Annotated in this window: 22 protein-coding genes; 16 read left to right on the top strand and 6 right to left on the bottom strand. The window is 53.2% G+C overall.

Annotation, left to right across the window (positions count from 1 at the left end):
• Nucleotides 1-3: 3 nt before the first annotated feature.
• The 3 genes from D3P09_RS10615 to D3P09_RS10605 all read left to right on the top strand — a co-directional run bounded on the left by D3P09_RS10615 (nt 4) and on the right by D3P09_RS10605 (nt 3,197).
• Nucleotides 4-558 carry a GNAT family N-acetyltransferase gene (locus D3P09_RS10615; protein WP_120109632.1) on the top strand — a complete coding sequence of 185 codons (555 nt, stop codon included), beginning with the start codon at nt 4-6 and terminating at the stop codon, nt 556-558.
• A 460-nt stretch (nt 559-1,018) separates the two neighbouring features.
• Complete coding sequence (gene asd, locus D3P09_RS10610; protein WP_120109631.1) at nt 1,019-2,107, top strand: aspartate-semialdehyde dehydrogenase; 1,089 nt, start codon at nt 1,019-1,021, stop codon at nt 2,105-2,107.
• A 202-nt stretch (nt 2,108-2,309) separates the two neighbouring features.
• On the top strand, nt 2,310-3,197 hold the full coding sequence (locus tag D3P09_RS10605; RefSeq protein WP_120109629.1) for a cupin domain-containing protein: 888 nt from the start codon (nt 2,310-2,312) through the stop codon (nt 3,195-3,197).
• Nucleotides 3,198-3,363: 166 nt separating this feature from the next.
• Here the strand turns inward: D3P09_RS10605 and D3P09_RS10600 are convergent, their stop codons facing one another.
• Complete coding sequence (locus D3P09_RS10600; protein WP_120109627.1) at nt 3,364-4,278, bottom strand: class I SAM-dependent methyltransferase; 915 nt, start codon at nt 4,276-4,278, stop codon at nt 3,364-3,366.
• Between the two features lie 297 nt (nt 4,279-4,575).
• Here D3P09_RS10600 and coaW point away from each other — a divergent pair, with 297 nt between their 5' ends.
• The 6 genes from coaW to D3P09_RS10570 all read left to right on the top strand — a co-directional run bounded on the left by coaW (nt 4,576) and on the right by D3P09_RS10570 (nt 10,709).
• A complete protein-coding gene (gene coaW / locus D3P09_RS10595; protein WP_120109626.1) occupies nt 4,576-5,391 on the top strand; it encodes a type II pantothenate kinase in 816 nt (271 codons plus the stop codon).
• 131 nt (nt 5,392-5,522) lie between these two features.
• Nucleotides 5,523-5,963 (top strand): hypothetical protein, encoded by a 441-nt coding sequence (locus tag D3P09_RS28070; protein ID WP_243644065.1) that lies wholly within the window; start codon nt 5,523-5,525, stop codon nt 5,961-5,963.
• Nucleotides 5,964-6,188: 225 nt separating this feature from the next.
• Nucleotides 6,189-7,031 (top strand): ABC transporter ATP-binding protein, encoded by an 843-nt coding sequence (locus tag D3P09_RS10585; protein WP_120109624.1) that lies wholly within the window; start codon nt 6,189-6,191, stop codon nt 7,029-7,031.
• Nucleotides 6,961-7,734, top strand: coding sequence for an ABC transporter permease (locus D3P09_RS10580; RefSeq protein WP_243644063.1), 774 nt, complete (start codon nt 6,961-6,963; stop codon nt 7,732-7,734). The genes D3P09_RS10585 and D3P09_RS10580 overlap by 71 nt, the downstream gene beginning before the upstream one ends.
• A 78-nt stretch (nt 7,735-7,812) precedes the next feature.
• Nucleotides 7,813-8,841: an ABC transporter substrate-binding protein gene (locus D3P09_RS10575; protein WP_120109623.1), complete on the top strand. Its 1,029-nt coding sequence runs from the start codon at nt 7,813-7,815 to the stop codon at nt 8,839-8,841.
• Between the two features lie 587 nt (nt 8,842-9,428).
• A complete protein-coding gene (locus D3P09_RS10570; RefSeq protein ID WP_120109621.1) occupies nt 9,429-10,709 on the top strand; it encodes a methyl-accepting chemotaxis protein in 1,281 nt (426 codons plus the stop codon).
• A 1,200-nt stretch (nt 10,710-11,909) separates the two neighbouring features.
• On the opposite strand, the gene D3P09_RS10565 is transcribed toward D3P09_RS10570, so the two are convergent.
• The gene (locus tag D3P09_RS10565; protein WP_120109620.1) at nt 11,910-12,422 is read right to left on the bottom strand and encodes a GyrI-like domain-containing protein; all 513 of its coding nucleotides are present in this window, start codon (nt 12,420-12,422) and stop codon (nt 11,910-11,912) included.
• A 220-nt stretch (nt 12,423-12,642) separates the two neighbouring features.
• Here D3P09_RS10565 and D3P09_RS10560 point away from each other — a divergent pair, with 220 nt between their 5' ends.
• The 6 genes from D3P09_RS10560 (at nt 12,643) to D3P09_RS10535 (ending at nt 17,606) form a co-directional block, all read left to right on the top strand.
• Nucleotides 12,643-13,548 (top strand): DMT family transporter, encoded by a 906-nt coding sequence (locus D3P09_RS10560; RefSeq protein WP_120109618.1) that lies wholly within the window; start codon nt 12,643-12,645, stop codon nt 13,546-13,548.
• A gap of 220 nt (nt 13,549-13,768) precedes the next feature.
• Nucleotides 13,769-14,050, top strand: coding sequence for a hypothetical protein (locus D3P09_RS10555; RefSeq protein ID WP_120109617.1), 282 nt, complete (start codon nt 13,769-13,771; stop codon nt 14,048-14,050).
• Between the two features lie 175 nt (nt 14,051-14,225).
• Complete coding sequence (locus D3P09_RS10550) at nt 14,226-14,522, top strand: NUDIX domain-containing protein (RefSeq protein ID WP_120109615.1); 297 nt, start codon at nt 14,226-14,228, stop codon at nt 14,520-14,522.
• Between the two features lie 182 nt (nt 14,523-14,704).
• Nucleotides 14,705-15,859, top strand: a complete 1,155-nt coding sequence (locus D3P09_RS10545; RefSeq protein ID WP_120109614.1) for a DUF418 domain-containing protein — start codon at nt 14,705-14,707, stop codon at nt 15,857-15,859.
• Nucleotides 15,860-15,889: 30 nt separating this feature from the next.
• On the top strand, nt 15,890-16,999 hold the full coding sequence (locus D3P09_RS10540) for a sensor histidine kinase (protein ID WP_120109612.1): 1,110 nt from the start codon (nt 15,890-15,892) through the stop codon (nt 16,997-16,999).
• 1 nt (nt 17,000) lies between these two features.
• The gene (locus D3P09_RS10535; protein ID WP_120109610.1) at nt 17,001-17,606 is read left to right on the top strand and encodes a response regulator transcription factor; all 606 of its coding nucleotides are present in this window, start codon (nt 17,001-17,003) and stop codon (nt 17,604-17,606) included.
• Between the two features lie 920 nt (nt 17,607-18,526).
• Here D3P09_RS10535 and D3P09_RS10530 read toward each other — a convergent pair.
• The 4 genes from D3P09_RS10530 to D3P09_RS10515 form a co-directional block, all read right to left on the bottom strand.
• Complete coding sequence (locus D3P09_RS10530; RefSeq protein WP_120109608.1) at nt 18,527-19,285, bottom strand: DUF975 family protein; 759 nt, start codon at nt 19,283-19,285, stop codon at nt 18,527-18,529.
• Between the two features lie 124 nt (nt 19,286-19,409).
• On the bottom strand, nt 19,410-20,318 hold the full coding sequence (locus D3P09_RS10525) for an amidoligase family protein (protein ID WP_165867381.1): 909 nt from the start codon (nt 20,316-20,318) through the stop codon (nt 19,410-19,412).
• A gap of 128 nt (nt 20,319-20,446) precedes the next feature.
• A complete protein-coding gene (locus tag D3P09_RS10520; RefSeq protein WP_120109604.1) occupies nt 20,447-22,315 on the bottom strand; it encodes an alpha/beta fold hydrolase in 1,869 nt (622 codons plus the stop codon).
• A 60-nt stretch (nt 22,316-22,375) separates the two neighbouring features.
• Nucleotides 22,376-22,957, bottom strand: coding sequence for a TetR/AcrR family transcriptional regulator (locus D3P09_RS10515; protein WP_120109602.1), 582 nt, complete (start codon nt 22,955-22,957; stop codon nt 22,376-22,378).
• Nucleotides 22,958-23,220: 263 nt separating this feature from the next.
• On the opposite strand from D3P09_RS10515, the gene D3P09_RS10510 reads away from it, so the two are divergent.
• Complete coding sequence (locus D3P09_RS10510) at nt 23,221-25,863, top strand: discoidin domain-containing protein (RefSeq protein WP_341538284.1); 2,643 nt, start codon at nt 23,221-23,223, stop codon at nt 25,861-25,863.
• The last annotated feature ends 300 nt before the right edge of the window (nt 25,864-26,163 follow it).

Genomic DNA, 26,163 nt, shown 5'->3' with positions numbered 1-26,163 from the left:
GTAATGATCAAAATTCGAAAGCTCGCACCCGGGGATGGCGATGCGTGGAAGCATATCGACGACCGCTTTACGGTGGACTCGGCCCTTGTCCTGTCCGTGACGGATGGGGAGATCAGCTATACCGTGCAAGAAATCCCCGGCTATGTGAAAAGCTATGCAGCACAAGAAGCAGAGGAAGAGGCGGAAGCGGATGATGCGGCCGATTATATCGATAATTCAGATCAGGCCCTGTATGTGGCCTACGCGGGAGAGCAGGCAGTTGGCCGCATCCTGTTGAAGCGGAATTGGAACCGCTATGCGCTGATCGAAGACATTGCGGTGGATGCGAAGCACAGGGGCGGCGGCATCGGCAGGCGGCTCGTGGAACAGGCCGTGCAGTGGGCTAGAGCAGGCGGAATGCCCGGCGTCGTGCTGGAGACGCAAAATCACAATGTGCGCGCCTGCCGCTTGTACGAAAGGTGCGGCTTTGCGATCGGCGGATTCGATACACGTGTATATCGCGGACTGCATAAGGATAGTACAGAGGTGGCGCTATACTGGTATTTGCTCTTTGACTAAGCGAATGCACAAAAAATTTTTACTTTTTTGAAAAAGAAGGTTTACCTCGGGCCTGATACTTGATAAGATAAATCACAAGAAATGCGATGAAGAGACGAGTAGATAGTGGACCATTCTTTCGCAGAGAGCTCCGGCAGCTGAAAAGGAGCAAAGAAACCATTATTGAAAAAAGACTCAGAGCAGCGCATCGGAACCTGTAATGGTTACAGGGGGTGGTGTGCCAGGAGCTCCTGTTACAGAGCTAGAGTATAAGCATGATGGCATCATGCCGTACTTGAAGAGGCGGATATGGCGACATACACGCGAATTTAGGGTGGTACCGCGAGAATCCAATCTCGTCCCTGAGACTGACAGCAGTCTTGGGGGTGGGATTTTTTTGTTGTTCCGAAAGTATAGCAGGTGACATGTAATAATAAGACAGACATGACGAGTGGATACTACTTAGGAGGAGATAAATGTTATGGCACAATTACTGAAAGTTGGCATTGTCGGCGGTACAGGAATGGTTGGGCAGCGCTTCGTGCAGCTGCTGGATGGACACCCTTGGTTTAAAGTAACGGCAATCGCCGCAAGCGCGGGCTCGGCTGGCAAGACATATGAGCAATCCGTACAGGGCAGATGGAAGCTGGACACGCCGATTCCGGAAGATGTGAAGTCCATTGTCGTGCAAGATGCTTCCAAAGTGGAAGAAGTAGCCGCTGGCGTCGACTTTATCTTCTGTGCAGTAGATATGAAGAAGGAAGAGATCAAGGCGCTGGAAGAAGCGTATGCGAAGACAGGAACGCCTGTCGTATCGAACAACTCCGCTCACCGCTGGACAGCGGATGTGCCGATGGTGATTCCGGAGATCAATCCGGGCCATCTGGACGTCATTGCCGCACAGCGCAAGCGTCTGGGCACAGAGACCGGCTTCATCGCCGTAAAACCGAACTGCTCGATCCAAAGCTACGTGCCAATGCTGCATGCGCTGCAAGAGTTCAAGCCGAAGACGGTTGTCGCTTCGACATACCAGGCGATCTCCGGCGCGGGCAAAAACTTCACGGACTGGCCGGAAATGCTCGACAACGTTATCCCGTATATCGGCGGCGAGGAAGAGAAAAGCGAGCAGGAGCCGCTTCGCATCTGGGGCAGCGTGGAAGACGGCGCGATTGTGAAAGCAAGCGAGCCGCATATTACAACGCAGTGCATCCGCGTTCCGGTAACGGACGGCCACCTGGCTACTGTATTCGTATCGTTCGAGAACAAACCTTCGAAGGAGCAAATTTTGGAGCTGTGGAGGGGCTACAAAGGCCGCCCGCAGGAGCTGGAGCTTCCAAGCGCGCCTAAGCAGTTCATCACGTACTTCGAAGAAGAGAACAGACCGCAGACGAACATGGACCGCAACATTGAAGGCGGCATGGGCGTATCCGCAGGCAGACTGCGCGAGGATTCCCTGTACGATTTCAAATTCGTCGGCCTCTCGCACAATACGCTTCGCGGCGCGGCTGGCGGCGCTGTATTGATCGCCGAGCTGCTGAAGGCGGAAGGATATATTCAGGCTAAAGCGTAAACGAAGATAATGTGCTCCAAGTTCATTCGGAGCATGCAGCAATAGAAGAACAGGAGCTATCCTTGGCGGAATAGCTCCTGTTTTTTGTTGCTAGCGATCAGCCTGCGTGCAAGATGCGGATCGTGCTCCATAGCTCCGAAGAACGATCTTTGGATCTGGGCATATAATGCGGGTATCAACCTATGGAGGGAACGTCCCGGAGATGAATCAAATTCCCAACACGCATGAGATGAATACGCACAGTAATACGGAATACGCCGCGAATGCGAACGATCCGCAGCAAGCTGTTCAAGCTTCCATCTATGCCCTGCATCAAAGCCTGACAAGACAAGCATCAATCCTTGATCTGTACAATCAGTTGGCTCATGCGGCGCCTAGCGCGCAGCACAGAATTCTGATCCTTGAAGCAGCGGACAGCGCCAATGTGCAGCTCAGCCAGTTCACCGATTTCTATCGTTCGCTGACAGGGCTTCAGCCGTTGTACATCGTTGAACGCACGACATTCCACTGCTATGACGACGGCATATCGATGGCTTGCGGAGCCGGACTTGAGGGCAGCATGTATTACCGTCAACTGGCTTCCATTGCCCCTTATCCGTTCTTCCAGCACCTCTTCTTAAATGCTTCGTCGGCAGAGAGGGAGAATGCGGAGCGCTTTGCCTCGCTGGACGAGGAGCGTGCGGCCGACCAAGGAGGCAAGCCTTACGTCGTCAACATTGAGAAGGTAACGGAGCAGAACAATACGTATCGTACTGCAATCTGGACTGGAGCGCATTTGCAAGTTACCGTGATGAGCATCAAGGTCGGAGAGGATATCGGCCTTGAAGTTCATCCGACTACGGATCAATTCATTCGCATCGAGGAAGGGAAAGGCCTCGTCCAGATGGGCGATCAGAGGGACCGGCTTGATTTCCAGGCAGATGCCTCAGAGGGCTACGCGATTATGGTCCCTGCAGGGAAATGGCATAATGTGACCAACACGGGCAACGAGCCTTTGAAGGTCTATGTCATCTATGGTCCGCCGGAGCATCCTTTCGGAAAAGTGGAGGAGACGAGATCGCAAGCGGAGCAAGACGGGCAGGAACGCTAGCTGCCAGCATTAGAGCGGGTTGTCGTGCAGAACGGCTAGCTGCCAGAGTTAGAGCGGTTGTCGTGCAGAGGCTGTTGACGTACAGAATGGCTAGCGGCCAGCGTAAGCGGAGGGGGAGCACTGGGCTCCCTTTTCCGCTTCAGTCCCGCAATTCTGCGGGACATCCTTATTGCTTGACCGCCAATACATAATGAACATGATCGAAAGCTGTGACGGGGTGGTCAGGCTGGCTGTTGTTATAGGCATGGAACACTTGGTCGGTGATCTCCTCAGGGGTCAGATGCTTGTATATGAGCAAATCTGCTTCCTCCAGCATGCGTTCGAGCTCTGCATAAGAATAGCTTGCCTCCATAGGCTCGCCTGCCTGCGCGGCCATCATGACCTGTTTCTTGGCCCGCTGGCCTGCTTGATCCGTGAAAGTCAGTTCATCGGGATAGTCGAAGACGATGCTGCTGCCGCGCGGAAGCATCGAGGCGATGTCGGAGAGCAGCTGCCGGAATACCTCTTTGGTCAAATAATAGCTGATGCCAAGCAGACTGCAGAAGCTGATGCATGGCGGGTCAAAAGCAGGGCAGTCCAGCAAGCGGCTTCGCCAATCCGGCTCGCGGAAGTCGGCTGCGATGAAGTGAAGATTCTCTGGCATAGCGATCGGAAGGGCCGCTATGCGCCGCTGCTTGTCAGCCGATGTTGCGGGATGGTCGATCTCGAAGATCTGAAGCGGCGCTGCCCATGCCGGCTGGCGGTAAGCGAATGTGTCATAGCCCGCGGCGAAGATGAGATATTGCCGGGCGCCTAGCCGGACCGCCGCTTCAAGCGCTTCTTCGGTGAAGGCCGCACGGCCAAGCGGCGTCGGAGACAGCTGATGGTCGACAACCTCGCGCAGCGCCTCTTCCGGGGATCCGGATAAGCCGGGACGGAAGAAAGCGGCGGCCTTCGCCATGTTGCCGCTGATGCCCGCAAATTCTTCGTCGCTGATGAGCAGTCTGGCGAGCGGATCGTCGAACACTTTGACCTCCTTATGCTCGGCGTGATAAGCTCTGGCGAATGCGCTGACCAGAGCGGTTAAGCTTTGTTTTTCCATTCGAAATCACCTCTATTCCGTTGTATCATCGGGAGCGTGCATGAAACAATACTTGATTTTTATGTAATTTTATGGTATAATAGAGATGTGAAATACGAAAAGTTCACATAATCGCCACAATTTAAGGCGGTTTTTTTATGCTCTTATCCTGCTCGCCCACAGCTGCATGGGGATTGCTTGGCGCCTTTTAGTCTGGAAATTCTAGGCTAAGAGGCGTTTTTTGTGCGGAATGAGTTATAATGATTTCATTCTTTTTATGGATACAGAGACAGCTTAGGTGATGAGGGGAGCTTGAAGATGAAGCTGGGGATCGATGCTGGCGGTACGTTAATCAAGATGGCATACATAGAAGAGGAGTCAGGCTCCATTCAGTACCGGACATTTCCTGCATCTCATATAGAGGCTGTTGCGGATTGGATTCTGAAGCTGGGCCCTGCGGAGGTTTGCGTCACTGGCGGCAAAGTCAAGCAGTTGGAAGCCTGCGGAGTCCAGCCGTTAGCGGGTATTGTGGAGTTCGAGGCGACGTATCACGGTGTTCGTTATCTTTTGAAGGAGACAGGGACGCCGCTGGAATCGTTCATTCTGACGAATGTCGGTACCGGAACCTCGATTCACTATTTGTCGGAGCATACGCATCGCCGGGTAGGGGGAACGGGTGTCGGAGGCGGGACGATTATGGGCTTGTCTTATGCATTGACAGGGCTTGCCGATTATGAGGAGCTTGTCCGGTCAGCTGCTAATGGCTCGCGTGAGGGGATCGATCTGAAAGTGAGACATATCTATGAAGGAGCAGAGCCGCCGATACCGGGAGAGCTGACGGCAAGCAACTTCGGCAGGCTGAATATGCTTGCCGCACTCGACAAGCTGTCCCCTAGCGACTTGCTGTCCTCCGTGATCGGTCTTGTAGGGGAGACGGTCGCTACGACGAGCGTGCTTGCGGCCGGTCAATTCGGGGCTGGCACCGTTGTCTTCATCGGATCATCCTTTATACGCAACGATCTTCTGAAAGAAGCGGTAGAGGGCTACACCAAGCTGCGAGGCGCTGCGCCGGTGTTTCTGGAGAATGGGGCGTATTGCGGCGCGATCGGAGCGCTGCTGCAGCTGGGCCGTTAATGGGACTTAAGCGTCATGCGTGCAATGCCAGGAATGCCTGAATTAGTTACTTTGTACCTGATAATGGACGATTGCGATGGCCTATAATTTCTGAAGAGGTAATATATGACTGCACAGATATAGGAGGAGCTATGAAGATCATCAGACTCATCATCGCAGCCAGCCTTATGCTTTCGGCTGTGGCTTGCAGCAATACGAGCAATAACTCGACCGACGGTACAGGCGAACCGGTGAAGAGCCCGGCTGTCACGGAACCGGCAGCGCCGGAGGAAAGTCCAGAGGAAAGTCCGGCTTCCACGGAATCTGCACCGCCTGAGGAGAGCGGTTCGGAAGCGGGGAGCGGACTTATTACGAAGGAGCAGTATGCCAAAATCGAGAGCGGCATGACCTATGAGGAAATCATCGAGATTGTCGGCAGCGAAGGCGAGGTTATGGCAGAAAGCGGGAAGAAGGGCGACGATCTCTATGTGTTCGTTGTCATGTATGAAGGCTCCGGTGATCTGGGAGCATCCGCAAGCTTCAGCTTTTTAGGTGATGAGCTGCAGTCAAAGGCCCAATTCGGTCTTGAATAAATGAATCAGGCAAGCAGCGGCAAAGCCGCCGGTGTTTCTCGGAAACGGGAGCATCGGCGGCTTTTTTGCTGCCCAACCGATCGTCAAGGATTCATCATTCAGAAATAGTAAAAAGGTATTTTGTCCTTTTCTAACAGCTTTTTCTACATTTCTAATTGACAATTCATACATAACCAATAAGAATTATAAAGAAATATAGTTTTTTACGAAATGGGGTTCAACACGATGATTGTCATTGACCACGTGAGTAAGCAGTTTCAACAGCGTGACGGAAACCGCTTTAAAGCCATCGATGATGTAAGCATCACTATAAAAGAAGGCGAATTCGTCTCGCTGCTCGGTCCGTCCGGCTGCGGGAAATCGACAATTCTGAATTTGATCGCCGGATTCGACCGGCAATTCGACGGCACGATCAAGGTGAGCGGCGAGAGCGTTAAGGCGCCGGGACCGGACCGGGTCGTCGTATTCCAGGAGCATGGACTGTTCCCTTGGATGACGGTGCTGGAAAATGTAGCTTTTGGGCTGAAGCAGCAGGGAGTAGGGAAGAAGGAGCGGCTGGAGCGGGCGAGAGAGCAGATCCGCTATGTCCATCTGGGCAAGTTCGCCGACCGTTATCCCCATGAGCTCTCCGGCGGGATGAAGCAGCGGGCCGCGATTGCCAGGGCGCTCATTATGAATCCGAAGATTCTGCTGATGGACGAGCCCTTCGCCGCGCTTGACGAGCAGACCCGTCTCGTGCTGCACAAGGAGCTTGAAGATATATGGATGAAGACAGGCAAGACGATCCTGTTTATTACGCATAACATTCGAGAAGCTGTGATGTTGTCCGATCGGGTGCTCGTGATGTCTACTCGGCCAGGGACGATCAAGAAGGAATTCGTGGTGCAAGCCGCAAGGCCGAGAGACAGCGCTGATCCGCTGATTCACCATGTAGAACGGTCAGTTATGGATTGCTTGGCGGATGAGATGGAGAAAGTGATCAAGGAGGAAATGGACGATGACAACTACAGCTTTAAGAAGAACGATTTTCATAATCGCGATATTAGTGATATGGGAGGCGGCATATAGGCTGATCGGCTGGGAGTCGTGGAAGTTTCCTTCCCTGTTCCAGACGGTAGAGTCGTTCTACACCGGGTTCGCCCACGGTCAATTGCTGGATGCCATCTACAACTCGCTTAGAAGGCTGTTTATTGCCTTTGCGATCTCCCTCTCCATAGGCATGGTGCTTGGACTTATGTTCGCCAAGTTCAAGGCAATTGACGATACGATAGGCTTCATGGTCATTGCGCTTCAGACAGTGCCTAGTATTGCTTGGCTTCCTTTTGCGATCATCTGGTTCGGCTTCAATGATGTGTCCGTTATTTTCATCACCGCGCTTGGTGCGACGTGGACGATGTCCATTGCGACCAGAACGGGGATTAAGAACATTCCGCCAATCTATCTGAGAGCGGCTCAAACCTTGGGTACGGGCAATGGCTGGCGCATGTTCACCCAAATCCTCGTGCCTGGGGCATTCCCGCATCTGATGACGGGCGTAAGGGTATCGTGGGCGTTTGCATGGCGTGCTCTTGTAGCGGGCGAGCTTATTGCCAACGGTGCAGGCCTTGGACAGCTGCTGCAAGACGGCAGAGGCCTTGGCGACACGGCCTTGATGCTCAACGTCGTCATCATTATTGCGGTGCTTGGCACGCTCTCCGACCACTTCTGCTTCAAGAAGCTGGAGGACAGGCTGCTCGTCAGGTACGGGTTGGAAAGCAACAGCAAGAGTTGACATTTAACAGTAATCATATATAATTAGTCGGAATAAGAATTTATCGATATGATTATAGGGAGAGAGAAGGGGTTGTCTATGAGAAAGATCGGCATACTGGTTATGGCATTTGTACTGGTGTTCACGCTTGCCGCTTGCGGCGGGAAGTCGGGCGGTTCGGGCTCCAAGGGCCAAGTGACGGTGAAGCTCGGCATGTTCAAGAACGTAACGCACGCTGCGGGCTACATTGGCCTGGAGAAGGAGTTTTTCCAGAAGCAGCTTGGCGAGAATGTGAAGATCGAGGTTCAAGCATTTGATAACGGCTCCGACTTCTCGACTGCAATCGCGACAGGACAGATCGACATCGGCTATGTTGGCCCTGGCCCATCGACGAACCAGTTCCTGAAGAGCAGCAACTTCCGGGTCATCTCCGGCGCGGATAACGGCGGTGCCGTCCTTGTTGCAGGCAAGGATTCCGGTGTGGAGACGGTCAAAGATCTCGTAGGCAAAACCATCGCAATTCCGACAAAAGGCAGCACGAACGAAATTTCGCTGCGCCTGCTGCTGGAGCAAGAGGGCGTTCCGATTACGACGGACAGCTCCGGCGCTCAGATCGTAGCGCGCGCGCCTTCCGATACACTGGTCGCCCTTCGCCAGAACGAAGTGCATGCGACGCTCATTCCGGAGCCGTGGGGCACGCAGATTGAGCAGGAAGGCATCGGCAAGGTTATTGTGCCTTGGGATCAAATTCCGCCGAACAACGGCGACTACCCGCTGGTTATTCTCGTAGCAAGCGACAAGTTCATCAGCGAGCATAGAGACCTTGCGAAAGCGATTGTGAAAGGCAACCTGGAAGCGATCGAATACATCCAGTCCAATCCGGACGAGTCGTATGAGCTTATCAACAAGCGTCTGAGCGAGCTGAGCGGAAAAGGCCTGGATGTGGCTCTGATCAAAGCTGCTCTGTCCCATATGAGACTGACCTCCGATGTAAGCCAAGAAGCGATTGAGGAGATGGCCAGAGTCTCGATCGAGGCAGGCTACATCAAGGATGTAACCGTAGATTCGCTAGACCTGAGCAAGTTCCTGGACCTTTCTATTCTGGATGAGGCTAAGAACGGCAAATAAGTTGGAGCATATGCTCTGCGAGAAACATCGCCCCTGCGGCGGTGTTTTTTTGTTTGTTTAGGAAATATGCAATTTTAGAAGTTGTGGATAAATTCGTCGAAAGGAGAGCTCTAAGCAGCAAAAGCCTGTTGAAGTTGGCTGAAGCAGGTCCTGAAGTAGGGGAAGTCATTCTTTGAAATTTGTAAGGGAACTACGAGACGCTATTTGCCCGTTTTTGCACGTTTTATAAACGGTAAAGGAACAGAGAGCTCTTATTTGCCCTAAATGAACCGAAATACGGGTCGGATGATGCAAATAAGGCATCCTAGTTCCGGTAGTCGTTATAAACCTATCAAAAAACGAAGCATAGAGTCTCTTAGTTCCGTTAGGAGGCAGGATCAGGATCGAACACTTGTGACTTTCAATCACTCGCAGGGTGAATTTGTTTTGCACTTCACCTTTACATTGTGATGAATGGCTCAAAAAATGTTTGGGTTGCATGGCCTTTTTTGTGACTTTCGTCACAGTACTTGCATGGAAGAACGGTCATAATGGATCAGGGAAAGCAGCAAGGCGGGTAGAACATTCACTTGCGGAGGGTTGTCAAAATGAAGCTATCAACAAGCTTGGTTACCAAAATTGTAGCAGGGATCAGTCTCGTGGCAACGACTACGTACGGGACAAGCGCATTTTTTATTTTTGTGCTGAAGGATTACTTGGCTCCGAATATGGAGTCGTGGCTTTTTACAAGCTTGACCTTCGGGATGGGCGTATTCTGGACGGGGTTTCTGGGTTGGCTGACTGCAAGATGGCTGGTCAAGCCGCTTAATGATCTGCACAAGGCGGCGGATATTGCGGCCAAGGGAGATCTGAAGGCAGGCGTGTCGATTCCGAAATCCGGGGATGAATTGTCGCAGCTGGCCAATTCGTTCAACGAGATGATTACAAGCCTTCGAGGCATTATCGCCAATATCGATACGCATTCCAAAGCAACAGGCACGGAAGTGGAGCATTTGAGACTGGCGCTGGAGCAGGTGGCTTCGCTGCTGACCGTGGTGACGGAGCGTGTAGGGGAGATTTCCGCCAACACTGATACGCAAGCTCAGCTGTCGGATGCGATGTACGTATCCATTCAAGATATAGCGGGATTATCAGCGGACGCATCCGCTTGTACCGAGGTCGCTCAACAGGATGCCAAGGATATGTCGCTGGCGATGATCAGCAGCAACGAGTCGGTCGATGAGCTGTCATCCACGATGAACCGGCTTGCTGCGGAAGGCGAGGAGACCGCCGTTATTATGTCGAAGCTGAAGGAGCGCGCGGATCAGATCGGCGACATCATTCATGCTGTCGAAGAAATATCGTCTCGGACCAACCTGCTGGCGCTGAATGCCTCCATTGAAGCGGCACATGCGGGCGAGCATGGCCAAGGCTTCCAGGTGGTGGCGATTGAGATTCGAAAGCTGGCGAATCACACCTCCTTGGAAGTGAAAAATATCGGTGATCTGATCGAAGCCATTCATGCCGATCTAAGTCTTGCGGTGAGCCGCATGGAGCAGCAAGCCCGGCATACGCATGTCGGAGCGGCCAAAACGACCGAAACAATCGGCCACCTGCAGCTTATTGCCGAATCGGTCGAGCGAACCGTCGGGGCCATTGACCGCATTGCCGAGCTGATGGGCATTCAGTCTGCGAAGATGAATACGATGCTCGTCGACGCCGGGCAGGTAGCGGATGCCGCCAAAGAAAATGCGGATAAGCTTGGCAAAATATCGGCATCGGTACAGGAGCAGAATGCGATGGTGGAAGAAGTGGCTGCAGCCTCGAACGAATTGCAGAACATGACTGTCGCTCTACAAAGCGGAATCGAGAAATTTCAGTATAAATAAAACAGAAAAGTTCCAACACAAACAGAAAAGTTACAATACAAGATAAAACAGAAAAGTTCCAACACAAAGCTAGGCAGCAAATTACCCAGCCTACGTGTGAAGGGGCTATTCCAAAGAGGAATTAACGGATAAGCCATTCTTAAACATTCCATGTAAAAGCCTGCAAGCCCACCGTCAAAGTGGATTTGGAGGCTTTTCGTTTGCGGCGGGAGCGATGATTGGCAGCTGCGGGTAGCTCTAAGCCATATTTTACGGCTTGCAGCACCCCACAGCGCACACTCTATGCCGACTTTCTCGTCCTGCAGCTCCGATCTCCGCTCGGCGGCACTCTCTAAGCCGAGTTTCTCGGCCAGCAGCTCTGCTGTGCGCTCGGCGGCGCTCTCTAAGCCGAGTATCTCGGCCTAGCGCTCTGTTTTCCGCTTGGCGGCGCTCTCTAAGCCGAGTTTCTCGGCCAGCAGCTCTGCTGTGCGCTCGGCGGCACTCCCTAAGCCGAGTTTCTCGGCCAGCAGCTCTGCTGTGCGCTCGGCGGCGCTCTCTAAGCCGAGTATCTCGGCCTAGCGCTCTGTTTTCCGCTTGGCGGCGCTCTCTAAGCCGAGTTTCTCGGCTAGCAGCTCTGCTGTCCGCTGAGCGGCGCTCCCTAAGCCGAGTTTCTCGGCCTAGCGCTCTGTTTTCCGCTTGGCGGCGCTCTCTAAGCCGAGTATCTCGGCCAGCAGCTCTGCTGTGCGCTCGGCGGCGCTCTCTAAGCCGAGTATCTCGGCCAGCAGCTCTGCAGTCCGCTTGGCGGCGCTCCCTAAGCCGAGTATCTCGGCCAGCAGCTCTGCTGTGCGCTCGGCGGCGCTCTCTAAGCCGAGTTTCTCGGCCTACCGCTCTGTTTTCCGCTGAGCGGCGCTCCCTAAGCCGAGTTTCTCGGCCTACCCGCTCTGTTTTCCGCTTGGCGGCACCCTCTAAGTCGAGTTTCTCGGTCTATCGCTCTGTTTTCCGCTGGGCGGCACTCTCTAAGCCGAGTTTCTCGGCTAGCAGCTCCGTTTTCCGCTCGGATTGCCACCTTGCTTCCACCCAGCTCAAACGAGACTAGTATCGTTTGCTGACCGAAGGAGGGCCGCCCCTTTTTACGATTAACAGTGTGTAGCACACACAGCCAATTCGCTGTTGGGACAGTTTCCCTTGCTATATGCTTCCGCACAAAACGCTACGCGAACCCTAAGCTTCTTCAGATTTCGGCTGTACAGGAATATAGATATCCATCTCCAGCAGCTCGTTGCGGTCCTGCCAGCATCGCTCGTCATAATATTCAAACTCCGCTGCGGCTGCATGCGTATAGGGAGCCTCGGGCAGCCATTCACTCATGATATATCCCCATGTACGCTGGATGGAATCGGAGAATTGCTCCGGCGTGCTCATCGGGGTTGTGAACACGGCATAGGTCTGCTCCGGATAATGGCGGCGAATCGTACCTGCAGGCGCTTCGGCGCCTTCCTTGGCTTCTACGCCGATGATGTAGCTGAATTCGCCCGCCTCCATATCGAAGTCGTCGCAGATGCCGTACTCTGCCATCGAGACGGCTTGCTCGTACAAGGTCTCGCCGAGCTTCTTCTCCGTGTAGCGCTGCCAGAATGCCGGAATGTCACGATGGTTCTGTCCGTCCGCCATGCGGGTGCGGATGGTGTAGCCAATCACATCAAAGCCAGGTTTGGTCACAATACGATACTCCATTTCACTTTCCTCCTAATAGGGTTGTCCTGCTCCGATTCGGCTGTGCTGCCGCAAGGCAAGAGAGGCTTCAAAGAATTCTATTCCATTATAATCCAATAGGATCATACGTTCTAGTTTTTTCTTTGAAAGGTTGTTGATTCCGGCAGGGGACAGGAGTATGATGATGGATGTAACGGCTCGACCAAACCTCATGTGAACCTACAGCAAGGAGTCCTGCACCATGCAACAACAACTGTCCAAAGCCAATACGGCTTTGCTTATTCTGTTCCTCGTGCTCGTATGGGGAATCAATTGGCCTTTATCCAAGTTTGCTTTAGCCTATATGCCGCCGGTGCTGTTCTCGGGAGTGAGAACGCTGTTGGGCGGTATTCTGCTTCTTATGTTCGCTCTGCCGCGATACAAGAAGCTGAATTTGGGCAGAACGTGGCCGGTTTATGTTATTTCCGCAATCGTCAATATCATTCTGTATTACGGTCTGCAGTCGATCGGTCTTAACTACTTGCCGTCCGGCTTGTTCTCGGCGATTGTGTTCCTCCAGCCGGTGCTGGTCGGGCTTTTCTCCTGGATGTGGCTAGGGGAGTCGATGAACGGCATGAAGGTAACTGGCCTGCTGCTCGGCTTCGCCGGAGTCGGCATTATCAGCACCGGGGCAGGGGGCTTGTCCGGGCACATCTCGGTTCCCGGCGTCCTGCTTGCTCTTGGCTCCGCTCTGAGCTGGGCGCTGGGGACGGTCTATGTGAAGCGCAAAAGCGGCAGCGTCGACCCGATATGGCTTGTGACGCTCCAGCTCCTGATTGGCGGAGTGCTTATGACAGCGACAGGCAGCGGATTGGAAAGCTGGGGGGATGTGCACTGGAATGCCGCCTTCATCGGCAGCCTTTTATTTATCTCCATCTTTGTTATTGCAATGGGCTGGCTGGTGTTCTACAAGTTAATGGATTCCGGCGAAGCGGGCAAGATGGCCTCCTACACGTTCCTCATTCCCGTCGTGGCCATTTTGGCAGGCACCCTGTTTCTGCATGAGCCGCTTACGTTGACGCTGGTCGCCGGACTGGCCTGCATTCTGGTCAGCATTTATTTTGTTAACCGCAAGCCATCCAAGCGGCCAATCAAAGCAGTCGGCTAATAATTCATAATGAGACGAAGACCCCTATTCCAAAGGGGTCTTTTTCTTTGTCTATTCTCAAGTTAATACCGGCAAATCTGCCGTCAGGGTCGTAGAAGTGGAATCGAGAGAAGTGAATAATTCGATCGGTTGAAACCTTCCTCTTCAATAGAGCGTTAGTATAGGCAGATATTCAGGGATATTTTGGATGATGAGAAAAAAGAGTATAGGGAGTGATGTTATGTTTTCCGAGACGGGCTTTAGAAGGCTGGCTGGCGTCTGTACGGTGATCAGCATCGTCATTATCGTTTTTGCATGCTATGGACTCATTATGCTTATTGATAACGGCAGTCTGATGGATAGAGAAGCCATCTTTTTCGGAGCGTTCTCGATTATCGCGGTTAGCGTGCTTGCGATTTTGGTGACGCTGTTAACCCGTAAGACGAGAGAAGCGCTGGAGGATGAAGTGATATTTTTGAGGACTCGAATAATAGAGCTGGAGAAAGCGGTCAACGGGAAGTAGGATGATGAATGGAATCGAGGTGCTTGGATATGGATATGGATATCGTCTATAAGGTAACAGCGTACATCACTCGAATGCATGAAGGGAAATTGCAGCTGCTGGTTTTCCGCGAGCAGGATTATGAGCACCTAGGCTGGCAGGTTCCAGGCGGCACAGTAGAGGAGAACGAGCTCTTGTGCTCGATGCGCTTTATCGAGAGATTATGGAGGAATCGGGCATACGAAAGGCGCACAATATCGTTTTTCTTGGCGAGCATGCCTACTATTCCGAGACGCTGAAGCAGCATGTACAGCGGTATTATTATCAGCTTGATGCAGATGCTCCGGAAGCCTTCACCCATGTGGTGCAAAGCAATGATGAGGATAACGGCTGGATCTTTCATTATTCATGGATGGACTTGGAGTCATGCCCGCCCCTGTACAGTCATCTTGGCGAGCACTTGGACAAGTTGAGGCATTTGGCTAACAAATAATACAGAAGGGGGTCCTTTTCTATATGGATATAGCAGCCGTATCTCATGGAGATGCGGTTTATTACTTTTTACACTCCCACGGATATGACACTGTCATATCAAAGTGCTGACTGCTGTGAATACTGCGGCCGTTCCCTCATCCATACAATAGAGTTATTAACTTGAGCGAAGAGGGGATTGGCATGGCGGAAAAAAACGGACGATTGCGGTTGCTGGACATATTGAGAGGATTTGCGGTCATGGGTACGCTTGGCACGAATATATGGCTGTTCGCTTATCTGGGCGACTTGAATTATATGATGACCTTTGATGCAGCTCCGTGGTGGACGTCATTGGAAGAGTTTGTGCGCGTATTGGTACTGTTCTTGGTGAACGGAAAGCTTCTAGGTCTGCTGACGATTATGTTCGGCGTCGGACTGGAGATGAAGTACAGGCAATCCTTAAGGCGAGGCAGCGCATGGCCCGGCGTCTATATCTGGACGTCGATTATTCTAATGACTGAAGGGCTTCTTCACTTTGCGCTGGTGATGGAATACGACATATTGATGAGCTACGGCATAACGGCTATTATTGCGGCATTTATTGTCAAAGGCGGGGATAAGTCGATTCGGCGGGCGATGGCGATTTTCGGCGGCTTTCATGGACTCGTTATGCTGCTTCTATTAATGGGCGGCATCTATCTCGGCTTAAGCGGGGCGAATATGAGCTTAGGCGACATGAACGGTACAGTGTTATTATATAAGGAGGGAAGCTGGCTGCAGCAGGTGGAATACCGCTTGTCTCAATTTCTGATGCTTCGAATGGAGGCGCTGTTCGTCATTCCAATGAATATCTTCCTGTTCCTGCTTGGCATCAGGCTGATGCGATCGGGTTATTTTGCTCCTGATGATGAGGGCAGAAAGAAACGGAAGAAGCTTCTGCAATGGGGACTTGGAGCGGGCATTCCGCTTAATCTGCTTCTATTCATTCCTGGCGGCTACTTCGATCTGCCGGTGCGCTATCTGTTTGCGCCGATCCTGGCGCTAGGCTACATGGGATTGATTGCAAAGCTGGTGGAAAGCAGCGAGAAATTGTGGTTATGGAATCGTTTGGAGCAGGTTGGCAAAATGTCGCTTAGCTGCTATGTACTGCAAAACATCATCTCCGGCGTTATATTCTACGGCTGGGGAGCGGGGCTTGGCGGCAAGCTGCACCCGGCAGCAATAGTTGGAGTGTGGCTGGCAATCAGCTGCATTCAAATATTGTTTGCTTACGCATGGCTTGGAAGATTCAAGTTTGGTCCTATGGAATCAGCCCGAAGATTTGCGACAGGACTTGTGGCAAGGCAGAAAGCTTAGAACGTTACAGACAAGGTGTGTTGAACAACGATGTGGAGACGGATTTATCCCCGGGACCAGATTGAGAAATATTTAATTATCGACATGCTGGTTGTGGTCGTATTTATTTATCATGTCTTTATTATGAATCATTCGCTTTCTCCTGCGGGGAAGATAACAGCTTTCCTGTTGTTTCTGGCATCTTTTTATGTTGGCTTATGGTATCGGGACTGGCGCTTGCTTGCGGCCAGTCTCGTTTGGTGTGCTCTACTCGCTGTGCTTGGCCTATACATTGACGATTGGATGCTGCTCTATGGATTTGTGTTTGCCGATCTGCTGGGACGGACGAAACGTATGTGGGTGATGGCCGGCGGAATGGCCGGCATCGTCATCATGTATGCGGCTCATAGCTGGCTGGATGCGGGGAGTCCGTTTGCGCTATTTGCGAATTTGTTCTTCGCGGGCATGATTATGCAGCTGACGACAACTATAGTGGTGCATACGAAGGAAAAGTCGAAGGGGCTGAAGGAGAAGCTGGATATCGCTAACGCGCAGCTGGAGCATTATATTCAGGAAGAAGAGCGGAACCGGATTGCCAGGGATCTGCACGATACGCTGGGGCAGACGCTGACGATGATCAAGCTGAAGAGCGAATTGACGCTGCGTCTGGTAGAGAAGCATCCGGAGAAAGCGAGGCATGAGCTGAACGATATATTGGATACGTCACGCTTTGCGCTGAAGCAAGTGCGGGAGCTGGTGACGGACATGCGATTCGTCTCTTTGGCGAAGGAGATTGAACGGTCCAGGGAGCTGCTTGGCGAGGCGGACATCGATATGACCGCCGTGCAAGAAGGGATCAGACCGTTGTCCGATAGGGCCGAGACGATGGTTGCGCTCTGCCTCCGGGAAGCGGTAACTAATATTATTAGGCATAGCGGCGCTGACTTGTGCACTCTTTCTCATTACGTTCAAGGCGAGCATTATTATATTCAAATCATTGATAATGGCAGAGGGCTTGAAGGGCAAGGCCAAGGGAACGGCCTGCAATCCATGAGAGAGCGTATGGCCGCGCTGCAAGGAGAAGCCTATGTGACGGCTAATCCGGACAGGGGCGCAGTGGTGACATTGAAGATTCCATTAATGGGCAATAGGAGGGTGTAAGGTGATCCGAATCGTAATTGCTGAAGATCAGAAGCTGCTAAGAGGGACGCTAAGATCGCTGCTATCCCTGGAGGACGACTTAGATGTGGTAGGAGAAGCGGGGGACGGTGTCGAGGCTCTGGAAGTCATTCGGAGACAACAGCCTGATCTGTGCCTGCTGGACATCGAAATTCCGTTCTTGTCCGGCCTCGAGCTTGCGGAGAAGCTGAAAGAAGAAGGGCATGCTCCCAAAATCATTATGGTGACGACCTTCGCCCGTCCGGGCTTCTTGCAGAAGGCGAGAGAGCTCAAGGTGGAAGGATATTTGCTCAAGGATGAACCCATTGAGTTTTTGATCGATGCCATTCGCAAAGTGATGGCTGGCGGGCATGTCATTAGCAAGGACCTTGCAACGGCTCTGTTCGTGAAGGAAGAGAATCCGCTGACCGAGAGGGAGGGCGATGTGCTTCGGCTGTCCAGATCGGGGCTGTCGACGAGCGAGATAGCGGGGCAGCTTTATTTGACCAATGGGACCGTCCGCAATTATCTGTCAACAGCGATTCAGAAGCTGGGAGTGGAGACGAGGCAGCAAGCGACTGAGAAGGCGCATGACAACGGCTGGATCTGACGAAAGTGGCAATGGCAAGGGCTGTTCGAAAAGCGAGTAGTTGTGTCATATGCGGTTAATCGTATGGGGGGTGCCTCTCCGTCATCTAACGACACCTCGGGACAGTCGTGCGAGCTGGGTGGAAAGCTGAACTGCAGTCCGAGAAACCCGGCCTAGAGCGTACCGCTGAGCGGAAAGCAGAGCTACAGTCCGAGAAACTCGGCCTAGAGCGTGCCGCCGAGCAGGAATCGAAGTTGCAGTCCGAGAAACTCGGCCTAGACGTACCGCCGAGCGGAAAGCGGAGCTGCAGTCCGAGAAACTCGGCTTAGAGAGTGTCGCCGAGCGGGAAGCGGAACTGCAGTCCGCGAAACTCGGCTTAGAGAGCACCGCCGAGCGGAAAGCAGAGCTGCAGTCCGAGAAACTCGGCCTAGAGCGTGCCGCCGAGCGTAAAACGGAGCTGCAGTCCGAGAAACTCGGCCTAGAGCGTGCCGCCGAGCGTAAAACGGAGCTGCAGTCCGAGAAACTCGGCTTAGAGAGCGCCGCCGAGCGTAAAACGGAGCTGCAGTCCGAGAATCTCGGCTTAGAGAGCGCCGCCGAACGGCAAGCGGAGCTGCAGTCCGATAAACTCGGCCTAGAGAGCACCGCAGGGCGGAAAGCCGAACTGCAGTCCGAGAAACCCGGCCTAGAGTGCGCCGCCGAGCGGAAAGCGGAGCTGCAGTCCGAGAAACTCGGCTTAAAGCGTGCCGCCGAGCGGAAGGCGGAGCCGCAGGCCGAGAAACTCGGCTTAGGGCTCCCCCCGCAGCTGCCAATCATAGCTCCCGCTGCAAGCGAAAAGCCTTCAAACCCACTCTTGCGGTGGATTTGAAGGCTTTTTTCGCCGTTTGGGAGTGCCTTATCCGTTGCCTCCCTTTTGGGAAAGCACCTTGCGCATGCAAACGGAACTAGTAGAGAGGCGGAGGAACGAGCTGCAATTCCGCTTCCGTCGTCAGATTCCGCTCCAGCGCTTCTTTGCGCAATGCGAGATAAAGCTCCGCTTTGGTAGCGTTGATATAGGGCATTACGAACAGGACGCCGACGAAGCATGCCAGCAAGCCGAGGAGAATCCAGCCGATAAAGCTTAGATCCAGGACGAACATGCGGAATTTATGTCCTCTTGTCATCTGGTTGCTCAAATCCACTGCCCGATTGTATCCGATGTTCGGGTTATCGGCGAGAATATATGGCACTAAGCTGTACGCGTAAGACTTTACAATGCCCGGAATGATGAGCAGCAGATACCATAGGAAATTGAGAAAGCCCCGCCATAACATGGCCGCGACGATTTTCAAGTATCGCTGGCTGTTGAAGGCGTATCCCAAGTGGTTCAGATTCACATCCTGCTCTGCCGAGCGCTTGAAGTACTGGATAGAGCCGACTTCAAGCGGAAAGCCCAGGAATATGCGAAAGCTGATAGCGAAAATAATGAAAACAATGATTAGTCCGGCCGCAAGGGCAAAGATCGGGGCCATCAATCCCCAATCGATAAATCCGGTCTCCGAGTCAAATGAACCATTAGACGATGATCCGAAATTGAAGTTCAAATCCGGGAAGCGCGCACCTCCGCCGACGAAGCCTAAGATCAGGCTGACCAGAAAAGCTTTCCAATACGAGGTTCGAAGCACATACTTGGCATTATCCTTCAGTTCCTTGCGTTCCCACATCGGCATTCCTCCCTTTGTCCACTCTCTTGTTATCGTACGATAAGACATGCGGTTATAGTCCTTACCTTTAAAGAACATTCGGAAGGGTCATGCCGCCTTATCGGCAGTATGACCCTTATACCTATTACCCTTCGATTTGGCGCAAGACCGTCCACTTTGCCGCAGGCGGTTGAACGATGAATTTGAACAGCCGTCCTTCACGGTCCTCGACCGCCAGCAGCATTCCATCCGGAACGGGCAGAATATGGTGGATCTCGCCATCCTTCACAAGCTCTGCCGCCGTTGAGGCCAATACGGGGATCAGCGCTTCTTCCAGCCAGGTTCTCTCTTCGAACCATCTAGGAGGCGGCAGAGGGGGCGGGTATCCGCAGCTTGGCACGCCCAGCTGCCTAGCCAACTCCTCATGGTCGCTTGATAGCGTCCGCCCTTCTCCGACCGCAGCGACGAATCGAAGACAAAGCTCCGCAGTTGCAAGGATTTCTTCATAGTCCAACGAGCCGTTGGCATAGCGGATTTCAACGGTTTGGATATCAAACCACGCCGCTGTGTTAATGCCGCAGCGATGAGACTGCGGGCGTCCGAAATAGCGGACGGATTCTTCCTCGGGCGCTGCCGCATAACGCTCTCTCATTGCCGGCGTGACGGGCGGGCAGAATAGCCGCCGATGCGGGCTTGTAGCCAGCAGCTTCCCGATCGCTTCTTGGCATTGCAGAGCTGCATCCAGCAGGCGCGGTACAATCTCTTGACCCCAGGGCTCCAGTCCGACGTGGACGTGAAGGCCGCAGCTCCAATTCATAGCAGCGCCCTGAGCCAAAAGCCGGTCCAGCATCACACGAATTTGCTCCCGGTCCTCCCATAGCAGCGGAGGCGGCTTCAGCTCGCTTCCTGATTCCAGACCGGTCTCATCCAACTGCCGCTCATCGAGCGACATGATCCAGCCGGGCAACAGCTCCAGCTGCTCCGGATGACCTCCGATAAATTCGATTTCTACTCCAAAGGTTAACGTTTTCCAATCTACAGCTTGTGGCCGCATGTTCTTCATCCTCTCGTTTCGATTAGATTTGAATCGTTCGATTGAAGCGAGAGGCGGCGGGGCACGGGCTTACCAGGGAATTTTTTCTTTGAGCATAGGCGTCCTCCAGAAGTACGTTATTATGGAGATTATATACAAAGGGAATGATTCGGCACAACATATTCTTGCAGAGCCTCTTGAATCCGTGATGCAGTCTCCGCGGGATGGGATATCGGGAATTGATGCGCATAGGGCAGACCGATGGCAGGGAATCCAGCGTATTGGTCCGGAATATGAAAGTTGCTCTCCTGCGTTCCCCATAAGATCGTCAGCCTGTTTTCATCCCAGTTGGCTGGGGAGAAGGAGAAGCTCTCCGGCCGCGCAAGCGCAGACATGGCCTCTGCCGTGGAGGACCTGATGCGGGGGGAGCTCAGTTCATCATGGATATAGCGTATATACTCTGCGGGAATTTCATGCTCGCCTGCAAAGCTCTGCTCCTTCAGCAGCATGCGTTTAATTGCGCTCTCAGATGCGAATCGCAGCAGGGAAAGCGTCATGAGTTTGGCTTTAAACTTGATGGACAAGGGCTGTAATACCGGCTGAAGCAGCAGCCCCATATGAATATGCTCCGGCACTTGGTCTATCATTTTGGCAGCGATATAGCCCCCAAGCGAATGTCCAACCAGGATGACCGGCGAGTCTATGCTCATAAGCAGATCTCTGATGGACTGTTCCAAACCTTTGATTTGTACGTCGTGATGACGGATAGGCGAACGTCCGAATCCCGGCAAGTCTATGAGATAAATCGGATTCTCGCAAAGGGTGGCAAGTTGCTCAGCTAGCGGCAATAACGCATAGGCTGAGCTAAAGGTGCCATGCAACAGAATGATAGGCGGACCATGTCCTTCCTTTTCAATCGTTGCCAGATTCGCCCTTCTGCTTAATCGGAACGGATGAGGAAGGTATAGGCTGCTGCCGTGGGAAATACGGAAATCCAAATCCGCAACGACAAAAGGCAGGGTGGACGGAATGACAGACAATTGAAGACCATGCTTGGCTTGCAGGTCCATCTTCGAGGCCAGCGGGAATTCAGAGTTGACGATAAAATCGATCGATTCCTTTGGCATTTTCAGTCCCTTGTCAATTCCGAGGTTCAGCAAGGCTTTAATGAAGCGGTATGGAATAGCGCCAATAGGCCCTCGGACACCCGATTCTTTGGCAATTAGTCTAGTAAGCTCAATCATGTCAGGACTGGCCGTTTGCTGATCCAACAAGAAATACGTATCGCTAACGGGATGCTTCTCTTGCGCCAGAGCTGCAATGCAAGCCGCCACATGATCGACATGGACAAGCGGGAGCCAATATTTCTTGCCTCCGGGAGCAAAGGCCATCAGTCCCCTGCGTACGCTATTCACCAATATGCCAAGTCCACCGAGCTGCTCGGTCATCCCCGTATAAGAGTCCCCGATTACGACGCTAGGATTCACGACAGACAGCGGAACGCCCAGCTTGGCGAGCTCCTGCCGAATCAATAGATCGGCTTCGAATTTCATTTGCTCATAGGGAGGCGCCTTGTGAGGATGGCTCAGGCCATCATGGTTATTGCCGATTTCCGAATAAGGCGACTTAAACCCGACCACATGAATAAAGTGCTTTAGAGAATGGCTTTTATGGATGTTGGCGGCCAGCCGGACCATTTCGATTGCGCCATCTCGGAATACTTTTTGCGCCTGATCTGCCTGAAGCATGATATCCATGGGTCCGCCAGCATGAATGATCACATCCACCTTGCTGATTCGCTCTTGATCTGCAGGGCTCAGCCCGAGCGCGGGCTTAGTCAGATCACCCTGAAGCGGTGTAATGGCGGAGAACTCATCAAGCCCTATGGCCCTCATCGTCTCAAGCAGCTTGGAGTTGGACCGTGAAAGGACGTACACTTTATGTCCTGCCCGCACTAGCTGCGCCATAACTTGCCTTCCGATAAAGCCGCTTCCGCCAGTTAGAAATACCGTATTCATATTCGTTGGCCTCCTATTGCATTTTTTAGTACTGTTAAGTACTAGTCATGGGCAAAAAAATTACTTTAGCATCGCAGCCAAAGTATGAAGAGTGGTCGACAACAGCGAGGGGTCTTGCTGAGCGTGCTGCAAGAATAGCGAGCCTTCAATTGTCGAAACGATAAGAGCAGCTAGCTGAGGAAGAGGGAGGGACGTGTGGATCTCCTTGCGGTCTACGCCTTCCTGAAGCAGCGTCTCCATGGTTTTGGTTTGTTTGTCGAAAAATGCTCTAATGGCATTCCGGACATCATCCGATTCATGCGAGGTTTGAACATAAAGGGTTAGAAACGGGCACCCGCCAAGGATGTTCGGCGTCTGCTCTGTCAGCAGCGCGGCTAAACGGCCGATTCGTTCCATGACCGGCAGCTCGTTATGGGCTGCAATCTCATCGATCATCCCGGAGTATCGGTCAATCATTTGGTCCGCGATAGCGGCGAGCAGCTCCTCTTTGCTTTTGAAATGGTAATAAATATTCGTCTTGGACACTTTGCTGACGGCAACAATTTCGTCCATGCTGGTCGTCTGATAGCCCTTCTCCAAGAACAGGGAAGCAGCGACCTGCATCACGATCGTTCGGTTGCTGGGGGCAGTTTTCTTTTTCATGTTTAGAACTATACAGTACTAATTAAACCATGTCAAATCTAAAAAATCGGCCCGTGTATCTAAATTATCCCACCTGTCTAATAACCACGTATCGCACTATGATAAATGTAAGCGTTTTCGCCCGGTGGTCAGTACAGTAGCGGATGTGAGGCGAGGACGCTGTCTCGTTCGCCCAACACGCGGGAAAGGAGGAGCAGGCAAGAGGAGCATATTGGATTCGTTGGAATCGTTTCATCAATACTCAATATTGGAGGGAATTCATTTTGAGAAAATGGATAGCCATGATCGCAACGATAGCGCTTTTTGTCAGTACGTATGCTGTATCTCCCAGCCGCACGGAAGCGGCTCCGCCTCCTTCGACGGCGAATCAGACGATATTTGGCCCGAATGTATATGTCTTTGATCCATCGATGCCGACAGCCGATATTCAGGCTGTGACAAGCGCGGTATTCAACGAGCAGGAAAGCAATGAATTCAGCAATCAGAGATATGCGCTTCTCTTCAAACCGGGCAACTACAACATAGATATGAAAGTAGGCTTCTTCACGCATGTAGCGGGCCTCGGGCAAAACCCGGGACAAGTGAACCTCACGGGCGGCGCACTGAACGTAGACGCCAAGTGGGATAACGGCAACGCGACGCGCAATTTCTGGCGCGCAATTGAGAATCTGTCGATCTCACCGTCAAGCGGCATGACGCGCATCGCTGTATCGCAGGCGGCGCCGCTGCGGCGGCTGAACATTAACGGCGAGCTGCAATTGTTCGACTTTGACAACAACTGGAATGCAGGCTGGGCAAGCGGGGGCTTGCTGGCAGATTCCGTCGTCAACGGCACGATTGTGCCGGGCTCGCAGCAGCAGTGGTTCTCGCGCAACAGCCAATACGGCAACTGGACGAACGGCGTATGGAACATGGTATTCGTAGGCGATACGAATCCGCCTGCAGGCCAGTTCCCGGATCCGCCGTATACGGTGGTCGAACAGGCGCCGGTGCTGCGCGAGAAGCCGTATTTGTACATCGACGGCGCAGGGCAATACCGCGTATTCGTCCCTTCCCTGCAGCATGACCGGAAGGGCGTCAGCTGGGTGAACGGCTCCACGCCGGGCGAGTCGCTGTCGATCGACACCTTCCATATCGCGCGTCCAGAGACGGCTACAGCTGCCAGTATCAATGCGGCGTTAAGCCAAGGCAAAAACCTGATCTTCACACCGGGCATCTACCATCTAAGCGAGACCATTCAAGTGAACCGCGCCAATACGGTCATTCTTGGCATCGGTCTGCCGACGCTTATTCCTGCGAACGGTCAAGTGACGATGAAAGTAGCCGACGTTGACGGCGTGAAGGTTGCGGGGCTGGTGCTGGATGCAGGTCCGGTCAATTCGGCTTCATTGCTGGAAGTGGGTCCAAGCGGAAGCAATGCAAGCCATGCGGCTAATCCAACCTCGCTGCATGATCTGTTTTTCCGGATCGGGGGAGCAGCCATCGGGAAAAATGACGCCAGCTTAACGATTAACAGCAACCACGTAATCGGCGATCACTTCTGGATCTGGCGTGCCGACCATGGCGCAGGTGTAGGCTGGACGGACAATATATCGAAAAACGGCCTTGTCGTGAACGGCGACCAGGTGACGATTTACGGCTTATTCAATGAACATCATCATGAGTATCAGACATTATGGAACGGCAACGGAGGCCGCGTCTATTTCTACCAATCCGAAATTCCGTACGATGTTCCGAATCAGGCGGGATGGATGAGCCAGAACGGAACCGTGAACGGCTATGCTTCCTATAAGGTGGCGGACCATGTGACGGATCATGAGGTATGGGGACTCGGCGTTTATTCCTTCTTCAGAGATGCGCCAGTGAAGCTGGAGAGCGGCATTGAAGTGCCGGATACTGCGGGAGTCAAGGTCCATCATGCGACCTCGATATGGCTGGCTGGCACGCCGGGCAGCGAGATTACGCATGTTATCAATAAGCTGGGAGGCCGCGTCTATGCCAACTCGCCTGCGGAGGGCATGAGACAGACGGTCAATGAATTTATCGGTACGGGCACAGGCGGACCCGGAGGCCCAGGAGGCGTGGAGACGGCACTGGACCGTACCGGCTGGACGGCATCCTCTTCGCCTTCTAGCGGAGATGCCGCAGCGAATCTGCTGGATGGCAGCATGGCGACCCGCTGGAGCGCAGGCACAGCCATGGCTCCGGGCCAGTCGCTGACCATCGATATGAAAGCGGCGAAGAGCTTCAACAAGATTGTGATGGACTCCACAGGCAGCAATGATGACTATGCGCGCGGCTTCGAGGTATACGTATCGAGCGACGGCATCAACTATGGCAGCGCGGTCGCCAGCGGCACGGGCAGCGGTCCGGTCGTGGAAGCCGTCTTCCCGGCACAGTCGGCACGGTACATCAAGATCGTGCAGACGGGCACGGCGTCCAACTGGTGGTCGATTCGGGAGCTGAACGTATATACGAACGGCAGCGGCGGCAACACCGGCGGCGGTACAGGCGCAGAGCTGTCCCGCTTGGGCTGGATTGCAGCTTCAACGCCGTCGAGCGGAGACGCGGCAGCCAACCTGTTGGACGGCGATATGTCGACGCGCTGGAGCACGGGAGCCGCTATGGCTCCGGGCCAATCGCTGACCGTGGACATGGGCTCCCCGAAGAGCTTCAGCAAGATTGTGATGGACTCCACAGGCAGCAACGATGATTATGCGCGGGGCTATGAGGTATATGTCTCGCAAGACGGTGTGAACTATGGCAGCGTCATCGCCAGCGGCACGGGCAGCGGTCCGGTTGTGACCGCCCAATTCTCGCAAGTGAGCGCACGGTATTTGAAGATTGTGCAGACGGGAACGGCATCGAACTGGTGGTCGATCCGCGAGCTTAAGGTATACAACTAACCAGAGCTGTTAGATTCGGAGGAAAAGAGTGCTTGTAAGGGATTGCAGAGGCTGCAATCCCTCTTTGCCTGCTGGAATAGCATACGCTCGCAGGTGCAGGAGCTTAGAGACGGGATATTTATGGAGCCCCCATACACGGGCAGATGGGCGGGCATAAGCAGCCATTGAAGACGTTGCCGGAGTCGTGTCTGCTTTCCCGAAGTTAAGCGTTCGAAACAGCCTTATAGCACTGCGCATCGGGAAATGCCGATGGCGGTGTTTTTTTGCTTGAGAACTTACAGAGCCCCTTCCATAAGCAGC

The organism is Paenibacillus pinisoli, from assembly GCF_003605435.1.
GTDB lineage: Bacteria > Bacillota > Bacilli > Paenibacillales > Paenibacillaceae > Pristimantibacillus > Pristimantibacillus pinisoli.
This window is presented reverse-complemented; position numbering and strand designations above follow the sequence as displayed.

Excerpts from the sequence above, each read along its gene's own strand:
- D3P09_RS10560 (WP_120109618.1), top strand. The coding sequence starts at position 12,643 with ATGCAACAACAACTGTCCAAAGCCAATACGGCTTTGCTTATTCTGTTC.
- D3P09_RS10515 (WP_120109602.1), bottom strand. The coding sequence starts at position 22,957 with ATGAAAAAGAAAACTGCCCCCAGCAACCGAACGATCGTGATGCAGGTC.
- D3P09_RS10600 (WP_120109627.1), bottom strand. The coding sequence starts at position 4,278 with ATGGAAAAACAAAGCTTAACCGCTCTGGTCAGCGCATTCGCCAGAGCT.
- D3P09_RS10545 (WP_120109614.1), top strand. The coding sequence starts at position 14,705 with ATGGCGGAAAAAAACGGACGATTGCGGTTGCTGGACATATTGAGAGGA.
- D3P09_RS10605 (WP_120109629.1), top strand. The coding sequence starts at position 2,310 with ATGAATCAAATTCCCAACACGCATGAGATGAATACGCACAGTAATACG.
- D3P09_RS10585 (WP_120109624.1), top strand. The coding sequence starts at position 6,189 with ATGATTGTCATTGACCACGTGAGTAAGCAGTTTCAACAGCGTGACGGA.
- D3P09_RS10540 (WP_120109612.1), top strand. The coding sequence starts at position 15,890 with ATGTGGAGACGGATTTATCCCCGGGACCAGATTGAGAAATATTTAATT.
- D3P09_RS10520 (WP_120109604.1), bottom strand. The coding sequence starts at position 22,315 with ATGAATACGGTATTTCTAACTGGCGGAAGCGGCTTTATCGGAAGGCAA.
- coaW (WP_120109626.1), top strand. The coding sequence starts at position 4,576 with ATGAAGCTGGGGATCGATGCTGGCGGTACGTTAATCAAGATGGCATAC.
- D3P09_RS10565 (WP_120109620.1), bottom strand. The coding sequence starts at position 12,422 with ATGGAGTATCGTATTGTGACCAAACCTGGCTTTGATGTGATTGGCTAC.
- D3P09_RS10525 (WP_165867381.1), bottom strand. The coding sequence starts at position 20,318 with ATGCGGCCACAAGCTGTAGATTGGAAAACGTTAACCTTTGGAGTAGAA.
- asd (WP_120109631.1), top strand. The coding sequence starts at position 1,019 with ATGGCACAATTACTGAAAGTTGGCATTGTCGGCGGTACAGGAATGGTT.
- D3P09_RS10615 (WP_120109632.1), top strand. The coding sequence starts at position 4 with ATGATCAAAATTCGAAAGCTCGCACCCGGGGATGGCGATGCGTGGAAG.
- D3P09_RS10555 (WP_120109617.1), top strand. The coding sequence starts at position 13,769 with ATGTTTTCCGAGACGGGCTTTAGAAGGCTGGCTGGCGTCTGTACGGTG.
- D3P09_RS10570 (WP_120109621.1), top strand. The coding sequence starts at position 9,429 with ATGAAGCTATCAACAAGCTTGGTTACCAAAATTGTAGCAGGGATCAGT.
- D3P09_RS10580 (WP_243644063.1), top strand. The coding sequence starts at position 6,961 with ATGACAACTACAGCTTTAAGAAGAACGATTTTCATAATCGCGATATTA.
- D3P09_RS10530 (WP_120109608.1), bottom strand. The coding sequence starts at position 19,285 with ATGTGGGAACGCAAGGAACTGAAGGATAATGCCAAGTATGTGCTTCGA.
- D3P09_RS10575 (WP_120109623.1), top strand. The coding sequence starts at position 7,813 with ATGAGAAAGATCGGCATACTGGTTATGGCATTTGTACTGGTGTTCACG.
- D3P09_RS28070 (WP_243644065.1), top strand. The coding sequence starts at position 5,523 with ATGAAGATCATCAGACTCATCATCGCAGCCAGCCTTATGCTTTCGGCT.